The organism is Alteriqipengyuania triglochinis, assembly GCF_054655655.1.
The window spans coordinates 893017-910730 of record NZ_BAAHNC010000001.1 but is presented as its reverse complement, the minus strand read 5'-3'; the positions used below and the strand labels follow the sequence as shown (position 1 = coordinate 910730).

Below are 17714 nucleotides of genomic sequence, written 5' to 3'. Positions count from 1 at the left end.
ATTCAGCGTTGGATTGAGGCGCGAAAGGACTAGGTGAGCCAGCGGTGTTACAGGAGATGAGCAAACGATGAAAAGTCTGGTCAAGGCCAAGGCGGAACCCGGCCTTTGGATGCAGGATAGCCCGGAACCGGAAGTGGGCGTCAACGATGTGCTCATCAAAGTACGCCGCACCGCAATCTGCGGCACAGATATGCATATCTGGAAATGGGACGAGTGGGCGCAGAAGACGATTCCCGTCCCGATGATCGTCGGTCACGAGTTCGTGGGCGAGATCGTGGAGATCGGCGACAATGCCGGTGACTTCCGGATCGGGCAGATCGTCTCCGGGGAGGGCCACGTGGTGTGCGGGCGCTGCCGCAACTGCATGGCCGGCCGCCGCCACATGTGCGCCCATGCGAAGGGCATCGGGGTCAACCGTCCCGGTGCGTTTGCCGAATATCTTGCTTTGCCTGCTGCCAATGTGTGGGTGCACGATCCCAGGATCGATCTCGACGTCGCTTCGCTGTTCGATCCCTTCGGTAATGCGGTCCACACCGCCTTGCAGTTCGATGTTCTGGGTGAGGATGTGTTGGTGGTCGGCGCGGGGCCGATCGGCATCATGGCCGCCGCCGTGTGCCGCCATGCGGGTGCGCGCCATGTCGTCATCACCGATCTCAACGATGAGCGGCTGGCGCTCGCCAAGAAGATGGGCGCGACCCGCACCGTCAACGTCACGCGCGAGAACCTGGCGGCTGTCCAGCAGGAGCTGGGCATGACCGAAGGCTTCGATGTCGGCCTCGAAATGTCGGGCAGCGAACCCGGCTTCGCCTCGCTGATCGACAACATGTGCCACGGCGGCAAGGTCGCCATCCTCGGCCTGCCCGCGGGTGACGTGCGGATCGACTGGCACAAGGTCATCTTCAACATGCTGACGCTGAAGGGCGTCTACGGGCGCGAGATCTTCGAGACCTGGTACAAGATGTCCGTCTTTATCCAGAGCGGGCTGGACCTTTCGCCGATCATCACCCACCGCCTGCCGGTCGACGATTTCGAGCAGGGCTTTGCCGCCATGCTTTCGGGCGAGGCCAGCAAGGTCGTGCTGAACTGGGAGTAGAGAACAACATGTACGGTGAATTCCAGGCCCATATCCAGGGCGAACTCGACGCGATCGAGGCCCAGAACCTGACCAAGAACGAGCGCTTCATCGCCTCGCAGCAGGATGCCAAGGTCGAGGTGGACGGGCGCGAGCTGATCAATCTGTGCGCCAACAACTACCTCGGCCTCGCCAACCATCCCGACGTGATGGCGGCGGCGCACGCAGGGCTGGACGAGCGCGGCTTCGGCATGGCGTCTGTCCGCTTCATCTGCGGCACGCAGGACATCCACAAGCAGCTAGAGGCCGAACTGTCGGATTTCCTCGGCATGGAGGACACGATCCTCTATCCCTCCTGCTTCGATGCCAATGGCGGTCTGTTCGAAGTCCTGCTGGGCGCGGAAGATGCGGTGATTTCCGACGAGCTTAACCATGCCAGCATCATCGACGGCGTGCGCCTCTGCAAGGCGCAGCGCTACCGCTACAAGAACAACGACATGGCCGATCTGGAAGCGCAGCTGAAGGCGGCGGACGCGGCGGGTGCGCGCTTCAAGCTGATCACGACCGACGGCGTGTTCTCGATGGACGGGCATATCGCCCAGCTCGACAAGATCTGCGACCTTGCGGAAAAGTACGGCGCGCTGGTCCATTTCGACGATTGCCACGCGACCGGCTTCCTCGGCGAAACCGGCCGCGGGACGCACGAATATCGCGGCTGCATGGGCCGGGTGGACATTACGACGGGTACGCTGGGCAAGGCGCTGGGCGGGGCGAGCGGCGGCTACACCTCCGCCAAGAAAGAAATCGTGGCGCTGCTGCGCCAGCGTTCGCGCCCCTACCTGTTCTCCAACACGGTTGCGCCGCCGGTCGTGGCGGGCAGCCTCAAGTCGATGGAGCGGGTGCGCGAAGGGACCGCGCTCGAACGGTTGCGGCGCAACACGACGCGGTTCCGCGAAGGGCTGGAAGAGCTGGGCTTCGACCTGATCCCGGGCGAGCACCCGATCATTCCGATCATGTTCTACGATGCCGACAAGGCGCAGCGCTTCGCCGCTGCCGCGATGGACGAAGGCGTGTACGTGACCGCCTTCTCCTACCCGGTGGTGCCCAAGGGCAAGGCGCGCATTCGCACGCAGATGTCTTCCGCGCTGAGCGAGCAAGACGTCGAGACCGCGCTGGCGGCCTTCGGGCGCGCCAAGGAGGCGAGCGGAAACTGAACCCGACCCTGGGGCGGCAGCGCACGTTCTCGACGGGAAAGAAAAAAGGGCGGCGGGTGGAAGCCCGTCGCCCTTTCATTTGCGTGCTTCGTCCGCAGGTCAGGGGGCTGGGGGCGCGGAGACCGGACCGGCACCGCCGCCGAGCGCCACGAACAGCGTCGCGCGGTTCTGCAGCCAGGCACGTTCGGTCGCCAGCAGCTGCTGGCGCGCGCTGAACAGGTTGCGTTCGGCGTCGAGCACTTCGAGGTAGTCGGCCACGCCCTCGCGATAGCGCAGCCGTGCGATGCGCGCGATCCGCTCCTGCGCCTCGACCGCGCGCTCCAGCGTCGCGACCTGTTCGGCGAGGTAACGACGCCCGGCGAGGGCATCGGATACTTCGCGGAACGCGCCTTGCACGGTGCGGTCGTAGGTGGCGACCTGCTCCACCTCCAGCGCCTGCGCGAGATCGAGATCGGCCTCGCGGCCGCCCCAGTCGAAGATCGGCAGCGAGATGCTCGGCCCGAAACTCCACCCCAACCCGTCGCCCGAGAACAGGCCGTCGAGGCTGTTGGAGGAGAACCCGGCATTCCCGGTCAGCGAGATCGTGGGGAAGAACGCCGCACGCGCAGCGCCGATATTGGCGCGGGCCGCGCGCAACTGTTCTTCGGCGGCGATGATATCGGGCCGGACCAGCAGGAGATCGGAGGGCAGGCCCGCGGCGAGCCGCCGCTTGTCGCCCTGCGCTTCGAGGGACAGCCCGTCGGGCAGGCCTGCAGGCACGGTCCCGCCGACCAGCACGGCGAGCTGGTTGCGCAGCTGCGCCAGCGCGAGCTTCTCGCTCGCCAACTGCTGTTCGGCCTGGGTCAGCAGGGTTTCCGCCTGGCGATAGGGGAGGGCGGAAGTCACGCCGTTGGCAAGCCGCAATTCGGCGATCCGCAGGCCCTCGCGGCGGCTTTCGGCCGTCTGCTCCGCGAGCGCGATCTGCTCTTCGGTCTCCACGATCTCGAAATAGGTCGTTGCCGTATCGGCGATGAGCGAGAGGTAGAACGCGCGCTGCGCCGCCACGGTCGAGAGGTATTCGGCCCGCGCCTGATCGCGCAGGCTGGCGACACGGCCCCAGAAGTCGAGCTCGAACGAGCTGACCCCCACGCCGACCTCGAACCGGTTCGAGGTAATCGAATCGGGTGCCCCCTCGACATCGCCCGCATCGAGCGCGGGATTGACGCCGAGAGGCTGGCGCGACCGGGTGGCGCTGCCATTGGCGACCACCGTCGGGAGGGTGCGGCTGTCCTGAATCCGGTAGCGCGCGCGCGCCTGTTCGATCCGCGCGGTCGCGGCGAGCAGGTCGCGATTGTTCTCCAGCGCGCTGGAGATCAGCCCGACCAGACGGGGGTCGGCGAACCACTCGCTATAGGACAGCTGCGAGGCGACGACCTCTCCATCGGGCCGGTACTCGGGATCGAAGGCGGGTGCGGTGGCCGCTTCCGGGCGGACATGTTCGGGCGCCATGCTCGCGCACCCCGCGAGGGCGGTGGACGCAAGCGCGAGGGCGAACAGGTTTCGGACGGGACGGTTCATCACGCGGGCTTTCCTTCGGTCTGCGAGCCGGAGTTTTCGTCCGCCGGATCGTCCATATGGCCGGCAGCATGCGGCTGCTTGCGGCTGACGTTGCGGCGCACCAGCAGGTAGAGCATCGGGATCAGGAAGATGCCGAGCACGGTCGCCGCGATCATGCCGCCCATCACCCCGGTGCCGACCGCGATACGGCTGGCGGCACCCGCGCCGCTGGCCAGAACCAGCGGGACCATGCCCATCGAGAAGGCGAGCGAGGTCATGATGATCGGGCGCAGGCGCAAGCGTGCGGCGGCCTTGACCGCATCGATGCGGCGCAGGCCGCGCTCTTCTTCCTCGATCGCGAATTCGACGATCAGGATCGCGTTCTTCGCGGCGAGGCCGATGATCGTGATGAGGCCGACGTTGAAATAGACGTCCGCCGACAATCCACGCAGCATCGAGAACAGCACCGCGCCCAGCACGCCCATCGGAACGATCAGCAGCACGGCGAGCGGAACCGCCCAGCTTTCGTACAGCGCGGCGAGCACGAGGAAGACGATCACGACCGACAGGCCCAGCAGCAGGCCGATCTGGCCGCCAGCCTGCTTTTCCTCATAAGAAATGCCGGTCCACTCGTAACCGATGCCCTGCGGCAACTGGCTGGCGAGCTGCTCCATCTCGGCGAGCGCGGCGCCCGACGATTTGCCCGGTGCAGCCATGCCCGACAGGGTCATTGCCGGGTAGCCGTTGTAGCGCGAGAGGCTGGCAGGCGCTGCCGACCACTCGGCGGTGGCGAAGGCGCTGAAGGGCACCAGTTCGCCCTGCGCGTTGGGAATGCGCAGCGCCAGCACGTCCTCGGGCGTCATCCGGTAGGGCGCATCGGCCTGCACCAGCACCTGCAAGACCCGGCCCTGCCGGTTGAAGTCGTTGGCATAGGCCGAACCGAAAGTGATCGAGAGCGCGGCATTCACGTCCGACAACGACAGGCCGAGCGCACGGGCCTGCACGCGGTCGATGTCGATTTCGACCTCGGGGCTGGGGCCCTGGTCCTCGGGACGCAGGTTGGCAATCATCGGGCTTTGCGACGCCATCCCCAGCAGCTGGTCGCGTGCCGCGGTCAGCGCTTCACGCCCGACCCCGCCACGGTCCTGCAGCTTCAGGGTGAAGCCGCTCGCCTGGCCGAGAGACTGGATCGCGGGCGGCTGGATCACGAAGGCCATCGCGCCGTCGATCTGGCTGAAGCGCCCGGTTGCATCGGCGAGCATCGCTTCGGCGCTGCTGCCGTCTCCGGTGCGTTCCTCCCAGGGCTTGAAGGGGGAGAACATCAGGGCGTTGTTTTGGCCTTGGCCGAAGAAGCTGAAGCCGCGCACGACGACGAGATTTTCGACCTCTTCGCGACCCATCCAGTAATCGGTGATCGGCTTGAGCGCCTCGTCGGTCCGCTCCTGCGTGGCCCCCGGCGGGGCCTGCACGGCGGTGATCAGGTAGCCCTGGTCCTCGGTCGGCAGGAAGGCGGAAGGCAGACGCATGAACAGCAGGACCGTGACGAGGCCCAGCGCAAGGAAGATTGCGAAGGCACGCCAGGGGCGCGACAGGATCCGGTCGTTGGCGCGTCCATACTTGTCCTGCATTCGCGAGAACCAGCGGTTGAAGCCGCCGAAGAAGCGCGTGGACAGGTTGCGCGCCTTCGCGACGCGACCGCGCCAGCCGGGCTGGGCTTCCGCCTCGGTGTCGATCGCGGGCTCGGCCAGATGGTCGTGCCCCTTCTCGATCGGCTTGAGGAAGGTCGCGCACAGCGCGGGCGTGAGCGACAGCGCCAGAAATGCGGAGAAGAAGATCGCGATAGCTAGCGTGACCGAGAACTGGCGATAAATTCCGCCCGTCGATCCGGGGAAGAATGCCATCGGCAGGAACACCGCGATAAGCACGGCGGTGATACCGATGATCGCGCCGGTGATCTGACCCATCGCCTTGCGCGTCGCCTGCACGGGCGGCAGGCCTTCTTCGCGCATGATCCGCTCGACATTCTCGATCACAACGATCGCGTCGTCGACCAGGATACCGATCGCCAGAACCATCCCGAACAGCGACAGCACGTTGATCGAAAAGCCGAACATCCAAAGGCCGAGGCACGCGCCCGCAAGGGCTATGGGCACCACGAGGGTCGGGATCAGCGTCGCGCGCCAGTTCTGGAGGAACAGGAACATGACGAGGAAGACGAGGACCATCGCCTCGACCAGCGTCTTGACCACTTCGTGGACGGACGCTTCGACGAAAGGCGTGGTGTCGTAGGGAATCGACCAGGCGACATCGGCCGGCAGGCCGGGCGCGATCTCAGCCATGCGTTCCTTCACGCCCTCGGCCGCGGCCAGCGCATTTGCGCCGGTGGCAAGCTGGATGGCCATGCCGGCCATCGGCTGCCCGTTGAGCGTGGTCGAGGTGGCGTAGCTTTGTGCCCCGATCTCGACCCGGGCGACTTCGCCGAGCCGCACCACCGCTGCTCCGCTGTCGGCGCGCAGGATGATGTTCTCGAACTCTTCCGGGGTCGTGAAGCGACCATCGGTGGAGATGGTTGCGGTGATCTGCTGGTCGTCGGCCAGCGGCTTCGCCCCGATCGAGCCCCCTGCGGTCTGCGCGTTCTGTTCGCGGATCGCGGCCAGCACGGTCGAGGGTGAAAGATTGTAGGACGCCAGCGCGTCGGGATCGAGCCAGATGCGCATCGCGTATTGCGACCCGAACAGGGTGACATCGCCGACCCCGTTCACCCGGCGCAATTCGTCCACCACCCGCGTAGAGGCGATATTACCCAAGTCGGTCGTGCTCAGTGCGCCGCTTTCGGACGTCAGCGCGACGATCAGCAGGAAGCCCGCATTGGCCTGTCGCACGGTGATGCCCTGGCGGCGGACCTCTTCCGGCAGCCGCGCTTCGACCGTGCTCAGTCGGTTCTGCACCTCGGTCTGGGCGATATCGATATCGGTCCCGGCCTCGAAGGTCAGCGTGATGCTGGCCGTGCCGTTGGAGGCACTGGAGGAGGACATGTAGAGAAAGCCGTCGACGCCGTTGAGCTGCTGCTCGATCACCTGGGTGACGTTTTCTTCCAGCGTTTCCGCATCGGCACCGGGATAGACGACGTTGATTGCGAGCGAGGGCGGGGCGACCTCGGGATATTGCTCGATCGGCAGGGCCCGCAGGGCCATGAAGCCGGCGAGCAGGATGCCGAGCGAGACGACCCATGCGAAGATGGGGCGATCGATGAAGAAGCGTGCCATGAGTTACTCCGCTCCGGTCGCGCGGGCGGACGGTTTGCCAGATGGTTTTCCGGAGGGCTTGGTCCCAGGTTTGCGTCCGGTCGGTGCGTTGGCGACCTTCACCGGCGCGCCGGGGCGGATCTTCTGCAGGTTGCTCACGATGACCGAGTCACCGGGCTGGAGGCCGCTTTCGATGATCCAGCGACCATCGACCATCGCGCCCAGCTTGACCGGACGCACGGCTGCCTGGCCATTACCATCGACGACGAACACCGATCCGCCATTCTCGTTCAGCGAGACCGCGCGCTGGGGGACCATGATGCCGTTCTGGACCGCACCGGCATAAATCTGTGCGCGGACGAACTCGCCGGGCAGCAGCAGGCCGTCGGGGTTCGGGAATTCGGCGCGCAGCTCCACCGTGCCGGTCTGCTGGTCGACCGAGAAGGCGAGGAAGTCGATGTAGCCGGGAACGGGGTATTCGGTCCCGTCGGAGAAGGTCAGGCGGACTTCCACCCGATCATTGTCGCCGAGTTCGACCTCGCCCGCCGTGATCGCGCGGCGCAGCTTCAGCACCTCGCTCGCCGCCTGCGCGAAGCTGACATAGACCGGCGAGATCTGCTCGATCCGCGTCATCAGCGTGCCCTCCGTCTGGCTGACCAGAGCACCCTCGGTCACCTGCGCGCGGCCCACCCGACCCGAAATCGGGGCGCGGATGGTGGTGTAGCCCAGCTGGAGCGATGCCGCGTCGAGCTGCGCGCGGATCTGCGCGACATTGGCTTCGGCCTCCCGCGCTGCAGCAAGCGCGGCGTCGTATTCCTGCCCGCTGATCGCATTCTCTTCCACCAGCGGGCGATAGCGATCGACCACCGCGCGGGCGTTCGCCGCAGTGGCCCGCGTTCGGGTCAGCGCCGCCTGTGTCTGCGCGTAGCTGGCGCGCAGTTCGCGCGGATCGATCCGGAACAGCGGCTGGCCGGCGCGCACATCGGTACCCTCTTCATAGAGACGCGCCTGAACAATGCCCGTAACACGCGCGCGCACCTCGGCCGAGCGTACCGGCTCGACCCTGCCGGGGAGCTCGATGACGTTGGGCACCGACTGGCGCGTCACCTTGATCGTCTTGACCGGAACCTCCTGCGGCGGGGGCGGCGGTTCCGCATCCGAACAGGCAGCAAGGAGGAGGCAGGCGGCGAGGCCGGCGAGGATGGGCTTCATGTGGGGGCTTTCAGTCAGCTCTTGTGCAGGTGCGAAGGTGTAATAAGGATTACACCCTTGTGCCGCAACCTGCTTTGATAGAGATTTCTACCGATGATCAGTGTTTCCGACTGTTGCCGCCTGGATCGTCGAAAGAGAGCGATCGTCGAGGCAGCGCGCACGCTCTTCGTGGAGCAGGGGTTCGAGAGCACCACCCTGAGCGAGATCGTAGCCCTCTCGGGCGGATCGCTGGCGACCATCTACAAGCTGTTCGGCAACAAGGAATCTCTGCTGGAAGCCGTCGTGTTCGACAAGGCCGAGTCGGGGGACACCATCGTTCGCGATGCGGCCAGCGACGGAGGCTCCCCGGCGGAGGTGCTCCATCGTGTCGGGGGCGGGCTGCATGCGCATTTCCTCAAGCCCGACGTGGTTGCGCTGGTCAGGATCGTGATCTCCCGCAGCATTCAGGACCGCGAATTTGCAGCGCTTTTCTTCGAGCGCACTGCCTCCCGAACCCGGATGTCGCTCGAGACGCTGTTTGTGCAATGGCAGCGGTCGGGAATTGCCATGAGGGGTGCGCCGGGACTGCTTGCCGAGATGTTTCTGGGCCTGTTCGTCAGCGATGTGCATGCGGAGGCGATCAGCCACGGCATCGCGGCCGACCATTCGCCTGAGCGCCTGCGCGCGCGAATCGACTTCTTTATCGCAGGCGCAGGCATCGGCCCGAGCCCGAGCTCAAGTATTTAGACGGTGAAGCCCGCTGCGAGGCGGGGCCGCCACAAGGCGGCTCGCGCGCAGCGATGGGCCGGCCTAAGGACAGCGCCATCTCTTCTAAATCATTGAAAAATGGTGGGCGCGGCAAGGATTGAACTTGCGACCCCACCCGTGTGAAGGGTGTGCTCTACCACTGAGCTACGCGCCCGACAGCCGCCTGAGCGGCGGGTCGAGCGGCGCATTTGCCAATCCTCGCGCCGCAGCGCAAGCGCTTTAATTGCCCAATGTTCTCATCAGCGTCGCGAACCAGTTGCCCTGGCGCAGGGGGGAGGCGCTGTCGTGCACCGCCACCGGCTGTTCCGGGCACCCGAGGCAATAGACGCGCATCCCCGGCGTTTCGGTCAGCCGCTGGATGTCGCGCGCGACACGCGCGGGCGTCTGCGCCTCGCGTTCGGCAATCAGGGCGAAGAGATCGCCCCCCGAGGACTGCGCGCTGTCGGCGCCCAAGAGCTGGCGCAGCAGGGTCTGGTATTCGTTCACCTCGCCACCGAGGAATGCGGCATGCCAGTCGCCATCCTCGAGCTTGGCCTGGCCGGCAACCCATGCCAGCGCATCGTCGAGATCGCCGAACTGGTCGACGAGGCCGTTCTGGCGCGCGGTTCCTCCATCCCACACGCGGCCCTGGCCGATCGCGTCGATCTGCGCGGTGCTCTTGCCGCGCGATTGGGCGACGATTCGCAGGAAGCGGTCGTAGCCGTTCTCGATCGAGGCCTGCAGAATCTCCTCGGTCTGGGGATTGAACCCGGCGACGAAGTCGGGCTGGCCCGAGAGCGGCGTGGTGGTCACGCCGTCGGCGCTGACGCCGACCCTGTCGGCCAGCCGTTCGAAAGTCGGCAGCACGGCGAAGATGCCGATCGAGCCGGTGATGGTCTCGGGCTCGGCGAAAATGCGGTCGGCCGGAGTCGACACCCAGTAGCCGCCGCTCGCCGCGACATTGGCCATCGAGACCGCGACGGGAATGTCCATCGCCTTGTGGCGCAGGATCGCCTCGCGGATCGCTTCGGACGCGAGGACCGAGCCGCCCGGCGAATCGACCCGCACGACGAGGCCCTTGAGATCGTCGTCCAGCGCGTCGTCCAGCAGTTTCGCGATCCTATCCCCGCCGGCGGTGCCGGGGCCAGCATCCCCGTCCACGATCTCGCCCGCGATGGTGACGACGCCGATGGCATCGCCACTCTCGTCCAGCGGATTGTCGGCCAGCCATGTGGTCATATCGGTCTGCGCGAAGGCCCCTGGCGCCTTGTCGCCCGGATCCTCACCCGCGATCTGCGCCACGCGTTCGCCGAACATCGTCCAGCTGCCGAGCTTGTCGACGATTCCTGCGTTGAGCGCGGCCTTGGCGATGTCGCCATCGGAGGACGCGACCCATTGAGCAGGCGTCTGCGCAACGCGATCGATGTCGATCTTCGGGCGAGCCTTCTTTACGCGGGCCTGCCATTCGGCCCACAGCTCGCCATAGAGCGCCTGCGCATTTTCGCGCGCGGGCTCCGACATGGAATTGCCCATGTAGGGTTCCACCGCCGACTTGTAGGTGCCGACCTTGAAGACGCGGGCATTGACGCCGAGCTTGTCGAGCAGTTCGCCGTAATAGAGTCGGTTGCCGCCGGTCCCGGAAATCAGCGCGCCGCCCAGCGGATCGAGCCAGACTTCGCTGGCATGCGCGGCCAGGCGGATCGAATCGTCTGTATAGGCGGTGCCGTAAACCAGCACCGGCTTCTCGGCCGTGCGGACCTTGTCCATCGCGGCGCCGACTTCGCGCAGGTGCACCGCGCCCGCGCCCAGGAATGTGCGCAGGTCGAGCACGACGGCCTTGATGCGATTGTCATCGGCGGCCGTTTCCAGCGCGTGGACCACGTCCTGCACGTCGTGCTCCCCGGTGGGGGCCGCGCCCGAAAGCAGGGCGGCGAAGGGGTCTATCGGGGCCCGCTCTTCGACGATGAAGCCGTCCAGCTTCATCATCAGCGCGCCTTCCGTGACGGCGGCGGCGTTGGGACGTGCGGTCAGGATTGCGAACAGCAGCGCGAAGAAGAGCAGCAGGAAGACGAGCGAGAGGCCGTCCTTGATGGCGACCAGCAGTTTCCAGACATTCTTCGCGAAAGCCATAATGCGTAATTTCCCCGTTGGTTTTAGCTTCCCATACCTAAGGAGGGTTAAGGACGGCCGCCAGCCGAATGTGCTTGAGCGGCCTACCTGGCTCGACTAGTGGCATGGCTTCGATGGCATCCACAGGCACTCCTCCCGGTTCCGGCGCGGGCTCCGGTCGTTTCCCCGCAGGGGGCAACGCTTTTCCGCATCCCAGCCTGACCGGCATCGCACAGCTCGAAAGACACGAGATTCTCTACCTGCTCGCCGAGGCGGAGCAGTGGGTGGAGTTCAACCGACAGCCCGAAAAACACTGCGACCTGCTGTCGGGCATGACGATCATCAATGCCTTCTTCGAGAATTCGACGCGCACGCTGCTCAGCTTCGAGATCGCGGGAAAGCGGCTTGGGGCGGACGTGGTCAACATGCACGCCGCGCAGTCGAGCGTTAAGAAGGGCGAGACGCTGCTCGACACCGCGATCACCCTGAATGCGATGCGCGCCGATGCGATCGTGATCCGCCATGCGTCGAGCGGCGCGGTGGACCTGATCGACGGCAAGGTCGATTGCCCGGTGCTCAATGCGGGCGACGGCAGCCACGAACACCCGACGCAAGCCTTGCTCGATTCGCTTGCGCTGCGCAACGCGCTGGACGAGCGGGGCGAGGGGGCGGAGGATTTTACCGGGCTCGTCGTCACGATCTGCGGCGATATCGCGCACAGCCGCGTTGCGCGCTCCAACATCCTGTGCCTGCAGGCGATGGGGGCGAGCGTGCGGGTCTGCGCGCCGCCCGCGCTGATGCCCGCCGGGATAGAGATGATGGGCGCGCAGCCCTTCGTCGACTTCGATGCCGCGCTCGAAGGGTGCGATGTCGTGATGATGCTGCGCCTGCAGGCGGAGCGGATGAGCGGGCAATTCATCCCCTCGACCCGCGAATACCACCACCTCTACGGGCTGACGCAGGAAAGGCTGCAGCGCGCCGCGCCCGACGCGCTGGTCATGCATCCGGGCCCGATGAACCGCGGGGTCGAGATCGACAGCGACGTGGCCGACATGCTCGACCGCTCGATCATCACCCGGCAGGTGGAAATGGGTGTCGCGGTCCGGATGGCCTGCCTCGACGTGCTGACGCGGCGGGCGCGCGGCGTGCCGGGCTGGGAACGCCCGCTGGGCACGGGGCAGTGGCAATGAAGCAGATACGGCCTCTCGCGATCGTCAATGGCAGGATCGTCACACCCGAAGGTGTCGGCGAAGGTGGCAAGGCCGCGGGCGTACGGATCGTCGACGGTGCGATCGCCGCTGTCGGTGAGGGGGTGGCGCGAGACGACGACGAGATCGTCGACGCCAAAGGCGCGCTGATCGTGCCGGGCCTCGTCGATCTGGGCGTCTTCGCGATCGACAAGCCCGCGTTTCACTTCGGCGGGATCACCCGTGCAGCGCTGATGCCCGACCAGAGCCCGCCGCTCGATCTGCCGAGCCGGGTCAACTACATCGCCAAGAGCGGCAAGCCCGACCTGTGGGTCCATCCGCTCGCCGCCGCGACGCGCGGGCTGGCGGGCGAGGAACTGGGCGAGGTCGCACTGATGCGCGAAGCGGGCGCGCGCGGCATCGCTACGGGCCGCAGGTGGATCGCCGACAGCGGCGTAATGCTGCGCGTGCTGCGCTATGCCGCCATGCTCGACCTCGTGGTGGTCTCCCATGCGGAGGACAGCGGGATCGCAGGCGATGCTGTCGCGACCTCAGGCGAGATGGCGACGCGGCTGGGCCTGCCAAGCGCCCCTTCCGAAGCCGAGGCGCTGGCGGTTGCACGCGATATCGCGCTGGCCGAGATGGCGGGCGCGCGGCTCCACTTCCGGCAGGTGACGACCGCCGCCGCGCTCGACCTCGTGCGCGCGGCGAAAGCGCGCGGCCTTGCGGTGACTGCGGGGGTGACCCCGGCGCATTTCATGCTGTCCGATCTCGCAATCGGCGACTTCCGCACTTTCGGCAGGCTCTCGCCCCCCTTGCGCAGCGAGGATGATCGGCATGCCGTGGTCGCCGCCATCGGCGATGGCACGATCGACGTGATTGCCAGCGGGCACGATCCGCGCGGGCCGGAGGACAAGCGCTTGCCGTTCAGCGATGCCGAGCCGGGCATGGCCGGGGCCGAAACCCTGCTGTCCAGCACACTCACGCTGGTGCGCGACGGAGTGATCGACCTTGTCCGGGCGTTCGACCTGCTCGCCGGTGCGCCAGCGCGGCTGCTTGGCGTAGAGGCAGGAGCGATCCGCGAAGGCTGCGAAGGCGACATTGCCCTCGTCAATCCGGAGAAGCCGTGGGTTGTCGACCGGCGCAAGATGGCGGCGACGGCGGACAATACGCCGTTCGACGGCCAGCCGATGGAGGGCCGGGTGCTCGGCCTCTGGAAAGGCGGAACGCGCGTCGACTGACGCGCGCTCGTGTTACCTGCTTGCGACGCGGCGGCCGGTATCGAGCGAACCGGGCAGCGGCTTGCTCTCTTCCCACGCAATGCAGCCCTGACCGCTCGCCTTCACGGTCTTGCACAACGAGCGCGCGCTGGATGCGGCCAAGTTGCCGGCCGATAGGCGGTAGTAGATCCTGCCGCGCACCTTGGCGCGGGTGATGACCTGCTCGCGATCCGAAATCTGCGGGAAACGCTTGGCGAAGATCGCCCAGCCGCGCTTCGCGTCCGCCTCGCTGCCATAGCTGCCAAGCTGGACCAGATGCGATCCGCTGGCGAGCGCGCTCGCGGCGGTGCGGGTTTCGCGCGCCGGGACCGGTTTGGCCGCAGCAGGCTTGGTGGCAGGGGCCGATGCAGCGGCCGGTTTCGACGGCGCCGACTGCACGACAGGGGTGCTGACCGCGCGCGCGGCTACCGCGCCGTTGTTCGCAACGAACGCGCTGGCAAAGTCGCTCTTGGGAGCAGAGGTGGTTGCGCGCGCGCCGACCGGTTCGTCGAGCGGCTGCAGTTTGCGGGCCCCGGTGCTCGCGGCGAGCAGATCGACCGGCGGCAGTTCGCCGCCCTTCGGTGCCGGGGCAGCCTTGCGCGCGCCATCAGCGGCGGCCAGCAGGGCATCGACATCGGTTGCGCCGTTCAGCGCCAGCTGCGCAGGCATGCCATCATCGGCCTGCGGCTCGACGCCGAGGAGTGCGGCCACGCGCGTGGTATAGTCTTCCGGGCTCGCCATGCCGGCCCAGTACGAGATGCGCGCGTCGAGCTCTGCGGGATCGACATCCTCGGCGGCGATGATCCGCGCAGTGGCCCACTGGCCGGCCAGCGCGTGCGTATAGGCGAGGTTCTGGCGCACCACCGGGGTGTTCTCTCCGCTGCGCAGCGCGTTGGTGAGTACCTGGGCGCCCAATTCCGGGTTACCGGCGAGCGCATAGGCGAGCCCGAGGTCGGCCGCCGACATGGCATCGCGCCATTCGTCCAGCGTCCCGAGAGCCACGCGGTTTTCGCCCAGCGCGATCGAGGAGAGCACGAAGCCGAGGGCGGTGTGCGGCGAGACATCGCCCAGGACCAGCGCATCGTCGAAGGCCTGCTGCGCCGAGGCGAAGCGGCCGGCGGCGAGATAGGAGGAACCCAGCTCTGCCTTCGCGACCGGATCCTGCGGTGCGGCGAGCGCGGCCTGTTCGGCCAGCGCGATCGCCTTGTCGATCTTGCCGTCGGCGCGCGCGGCGGCGGCATCGGAGGCCGATGCGCTGCGCGATCCGCCGATCCCGCCTGCGCAGCCGGTCAAAGCGAGCGCGGCAGTGGCGGCAAGAAGGGCCTTGGTGAGTTTAGGGCGGTTCATCGGATTATCCCTCCTGATGGGTTCGCGATTGCACGCGGGCGTAAAGGGTTTCGAGGTCGGGCATGTCGGCAAGCATGGCGTCGAGGGCCTCGGTGGCGAGCGACTGGGCGCTGCGGCCTGCAAGCGTGCAGGCGAGGCGCAGCTTGAGATGGCGTTCCGGATCGAGCCGCAGGGTGAAGGCAGCGCGCTTGCCCTTCGGCCGGGCCAGGTTCGCAGTGCTCTTGGCATGGTGGGCGAGCGTGGCGGAATCATCTTCGCGGCTGTGTTGCGCCGCAGTATGCCCGGGTTGGCCGGCCCTTGCCGGCTCCTGCGGCTCGCCAAGATCGTTCCAGCCCAGATCCTCCAGAGCGGTGTCAGCTTCGGGCCGACATGCCTGCGCGCCCGGCACCGTGAGCGACTGGCGGCGCATGGCAGGCGTCGCGCTGCCCTTGCGGGCGAGCAACGTCGGCGACAGCGGGGCGAAGGTCATATCGCTCATTGCCCGGGGCCTCTACCGCGCGACCCGGCGGCCGAAGCCGCCCTGGCGCGGGGCATGGGGGACGTGGACGGCGGTGCCCGGGGCAGAGAAGACCGTACGGCGGAAGTTCTTTTCCAGCCGGTCTGCGACGTAGTTCCACAGCGCGCCGACCTCGGCAGAGGAGCGGCAGTTCTCGTCGACTTCCATCACCGTGCGCCCGTTGATCATCGAGGCGGCGAAATCGGTGCGCTGATGCAGCGTGACGGGGGCGACCGTGCCATGCTGGCTGAGCGCGACGGCGGCTTCGGTGGTGATCCGCGCCTTGGGCGTCGCGCCGTTGACCACGAAGACCAGCGGCTTGCCCGCGCGATCGCACAGCTCGACCGTGGCACCCACCGCACGCAGATCGTGGGGGGAGGGACGGGTCGGGACGACGATCAGCTCGGCGACCGAAATCACCGACTGGATCGCCAGGGTGATGGCGGGCGGGGTGTCGATCACGGCAAGCTTGAAGCCCTGTTCGCGCAGCGTGTTGAGATCGTGTGCCAGCCGCGCGACGGTGGTCTGCGCAAAGGCCGGGTAATCGGCCTCGCGCTCGTTCCACCAGTCGGTGAGCGAGCCTTGCGGGTCGATGTCGATCAGGACGACCGGGCCTGCGCCGGCGCGCTGGGCCTGCACCGACAGGTGGCCAGACAGCGTGGTCTTGCCCGATCCGCCTTTCTGCGATGCCAATGCCAGAACCCGCACGGGTCGGTTCCCCCTGATCTAACGTCCATTGTGTTGCAGCGGGGCCCGAAAACGGGTCCATGCACGCCGGAGGTTTTGCAGGATGTCGTTTATTTTGGGTTAAGTGTCGTCTTGCGCGGCTTGCGCGCCTCCCCGTGTCCCGCACTCCTTCGTGCACGCTTCGTGCGAAGCGTTGCGAAACGGGGCGCGTATGAGGGAATGCGTGACCGGGAGGGTAAACGGGTGGTAATTACGCGTTAACCAAGGCGCGTTAGCGCGATTATGACGTGTTGCGTTGACCTAGTACGGGGAACACCATGACCATGCGGCAGACCACGCAAAAGACCCGAATACCGGCCTTTAGGATCGCCATTGCCGGTGCGCTTCTTAGCGTGCCCGGTCTTGCGCTGGCGGATGTGAATACCGGTGTCGCCGCGTGGAAGCAGGGCGATTACGCCACTGCCGTTGCCGAATGGCGCGGGCCCGCCGCACAGGGCGATGCCGATGCGCAGTTCAACATGGGCCAGGCCTACCGGCTGGGGCGCGGCGTGGAACAGAACACCCGCCAGGCCGAAGTCTATTACGCCAAGGCCGCCGCGCAGGGCCATCTGAAAGCCGCCGACAATCTGGGCCTGCTCCTGTTCCAGAACGGGCGGCGCGAAGAGGCGATGCCCTACGTGCTCGACGCATCGAGCCGTGGCGATCCGCGTGCGCAGTATCTTCTGGGCGTCGCGCATTTCAACGGCGACATGGTGGAGCGTGACTGGGTGCGTGCCTATGCGCTGCTGACGCTCGCCAACTCCGCCGGTCTCCCGCAAGCGGCCGGTGCGGTCCAGCAGATGGATTCCTACATTCCGCTCGAGCAGCGCCAGCAGGCGCAGGCGCTCGTCCCGCAGCTGAAGCGCGAGGCCGATGCGCGTCGCACCAGCCGCCTTGCCGCGGCCGATCTCGACGCGTCGCCAGCTGAATCTGCACGCCCGGTGACCAATGCTGGCACGGCAGCCGCACCTTCGGCCGCGCTGGCAACGAGCCGTGAGGCGCGCATTCCGCGTTCGGTGGTCGAAACCAGCGTGCGGCCGTCGGTTACCGCCGCGCAGTCCGCGATCGCCGAGGCGAGCCGGGTGACGGGCACCGAAAGCCCCGCCGATGCAGGGGCGACCTTCGCCAGCCGCTCGACACCCGATGCGATGCCGCAGGCCGATGCGGGGCGCCGGGTCGAAGCCGAGCCCACCACGCCGGTGGTCGTGCGGCCCGAACCGCGTACTGTGGCGCGTCCCGAGCCGCGACCGACCGCTGGCACGCAGGTGCGCGCCGGCGCAGGTCCGTGGAAGGTCCAGCTTGGTGCTTTCGCGGTCGACGGCAATGCAGAGCGTCTTTGGGTGCGCCTTTCGGGCCGAAGCGAGCTGGCCGGGGCGACCCGCGTGCTCGAACCGGCGGGCCGGGTGACCAAGCTGCTCGCAGGCGGCTATGCCAGCCGCGCCGATGCCCAGAACGCCTGCAATTCGCTCAAGCGTAGCGGGCAGGACTGCCTCGTCACCAGATAGGCCTTTCGTCGGCGGCGGTGTATCGCCGGTCGAACGCGATTCCCTTGTAAGGGTGCCGATGCTAAGCCCCTCTTCGACAA

The 17714-nt window shown here is 67.0% G+C and carries 13 protein-coding genes and 1 tRNA gene; 6 read left to right on the top strand and 8 right to left on the bottom strand.

Annotated elements, in window-relative coordinates:
- Positions 1-67: 67 nt before the first annotated feature.
- Together tdh and kbl are read left to right on the top strand one after the other, a co-directional pair.
- The gene (gene tdh / locus ACYQ0L_RS04570) at positions 68-1093 is read left to right on the top strand and encodes an L-threonine 3-dehydrogenase (RefSeq protein WP_459787739.1); all 1026 of its coding nucleotides are present in this window, start codon (positions 68-70) and stop codon (positions 1091-1093) included.
- Positions 1094-1101: 8 nt separating this feature from the next.
- On the top strand, positions 1102-2286 hold the full coding sequence (gene kbl / locus ACYQ0L_RS04565; protein WP_459787738.1) for a glycine C-acetyltransferase: 1185 nt from the start codon (positions 1102-1104) through the stop codon (positions 2284-2286).
- 99 nt (positions 2287-2385) lie between these two features.
- On the opposite strand, the gene ACYQ0L_RS04560 is transcribed toward kbl, so the two are convergent.
- The 3 genes from ACYQ0L_RS04560 to ACYQ0L_RS04550 are packed head-to-tail and all read right to left on the bottom strand — an operon-like array spanning position 2386 to position 8279.
- Entirely contained in the window at positions 2386-3843 is a 1458-nt protein-coding gene (locus tag ACYQ0L_RS04560; RefSeq protein WP_459787737.1) for an efflux transporter outer membrane subunit, read from the bottom strand.
- Entirely contained in the window at positions 3843-7088 is a 3246-nt protein-coding gene (locus ACYQ0L_RS04555) for a multidrug efflux RND transporter permease subunit (protein WP_459787736.1), read from the bottom strand. Before ACYQ0L_RS04555 ends, ACYQ0L_RS04560 begins: the two co-directional genes overlap by 1 nt.
- A gap of 3 nt (positions 7089-7091) precedes the next feature.
- Entirely contained in the window at positions 7092-8279 is a 1188-nt protein-coding gene (locus ACYQ0L_RS04550; RefSeq protein ID WP_459787734.1) for an efflux RND transporter periplasmic adaptor subunit, read from the bottom strand.
- A 93-nt stretch (positions 8280-8372) separates the two neighbouring features.
- On the opposite strand from ACYQ0L_RS04550, the gene ACYQ0L_RS04545 reads away from it, so the two are divergent.
- Positions 8373-9005, top strand: a complete 633-nt coding sequence (locus tag ACYQ0L_RS04545; RefSeq protein ID WP_459787733.1) for a TetR/AcrR family transcriptional regulator — start codon at positions 8373-8375, stop codon at positions 9003-9005.
- Between the two features lie 100 nt (positions 9006-9105).
- On the opposite strand, the gene ACYQ0L_RS04540 is transcribed toward ACYQ0L_RS04545, so the two are convergent.
- Positions 9106-9180 (bottom strand) — tRNA-Val (locus ACYQ0L_RS04540).
- Positions 9181-9245: 65 nt separating this feature from the next.
- A complete protein-coding gene (sppA, locus tag ACYQ0L_RS04535) occupies positions 9246-11135 on the bottom strand; it encodes a signal peptide peptidase SppA (protein WP_459787732.1) in 1890 nt (629 codons plus the stop codon).
- A 113-nt stretch (positions 11136-11248) separates the two neighbouring features.
- Here sppA and ACYQ0L_RS04530 point away from each other — a divergent pair, with 113 nt between their 5' ends.
- Positions 11249-12304, top strand: a complete 1056-nt coding sequence (locus tag ACYQ0L_RS04530; protein WP_459787731.1) for an aspartate carbamoyltransferase catalytic subunit — start codon at positions 11249-11251, stop codon at positions 12302-12304.
- Complete coding sequence (locus ACYQ0L_RS04525) at positions 12301-13542, top strand: dihydroorotase (RefSeq protein WP_459787730.1); 1242 nt, start codon at positions 12301-12303, stop codon at positions 13540-13542. The genes ACYQ0L_RS04530 and ACYQ0L_RS04525 overlap by 4 nt, the downstream gene beginning before the upstream one ends.
- Positions 13543-13554: 12 nt before the next feature.
- Here ACYQ0L_RS04525 and ACYQ0L_RS04520 read toward each other — a convergent pair whose 3' ends face one another.
- The 3 genes from ACYQ0L_RS04520 to ACYQ0L_RS04510 are packed head-to-tail and all read right to left on the bottom strand — an operon-like array spanning position 13555 to position 16111.
- Positions 13555-14907, bottom strand: coding sequence for an SPOR domain-containing protein (locus ACYQ0L_RS04520; RefSeq protein ID WP_459787729.1), 1353 nt, complete (start codon positions 14905-14907; stop codon positions 13555-13557).
- A 4-nt stretch (positions 14908-14911) separates the two neighbouring features.
- Positions 14912-15385, bottom strand: a complete 474-nt coding sequence (locus ACYQ0L_RS04515; RefSeq protein ID WP_459787728.1) for a hypothetical protein — start codon at positions 15383-15385, stop codon at positions 14912-14914.
- Positions 15386-15397: 12 nt separating this feature from the next.
- Positions 15398-16111 (bottom strand): AAA family ATPase, encoded by a 714-nt coding sequence (locus ACYQ0L_RS04510; protein ID WP_459787727.1) that lies wholly within the window; start codon positions 16109-16111, stop codon positions 15398-15400.
- A gap of 296 nt (positions 16112-16407) precedes the next feature.
- Between ACYQ0L_RS04510 and ACYQ0L_RS04505 the strand changes: the two genes are divergently transcribed.
- Positions 16408-17634 carry an SPOR domain-containing protein gene (locus ACYQ0L_RS04505; protein ID WP_459787726.1) on the top strand — a complete coding sequence of 409 codons (1227 nt, stop codon included), beginning with the start codon at positions 16408-16410 and terminating at the stop codon, positions 17632-17634.
- The last annotated feature ends 80 nt before the right edge of the window (positions 17635-17714 follow it).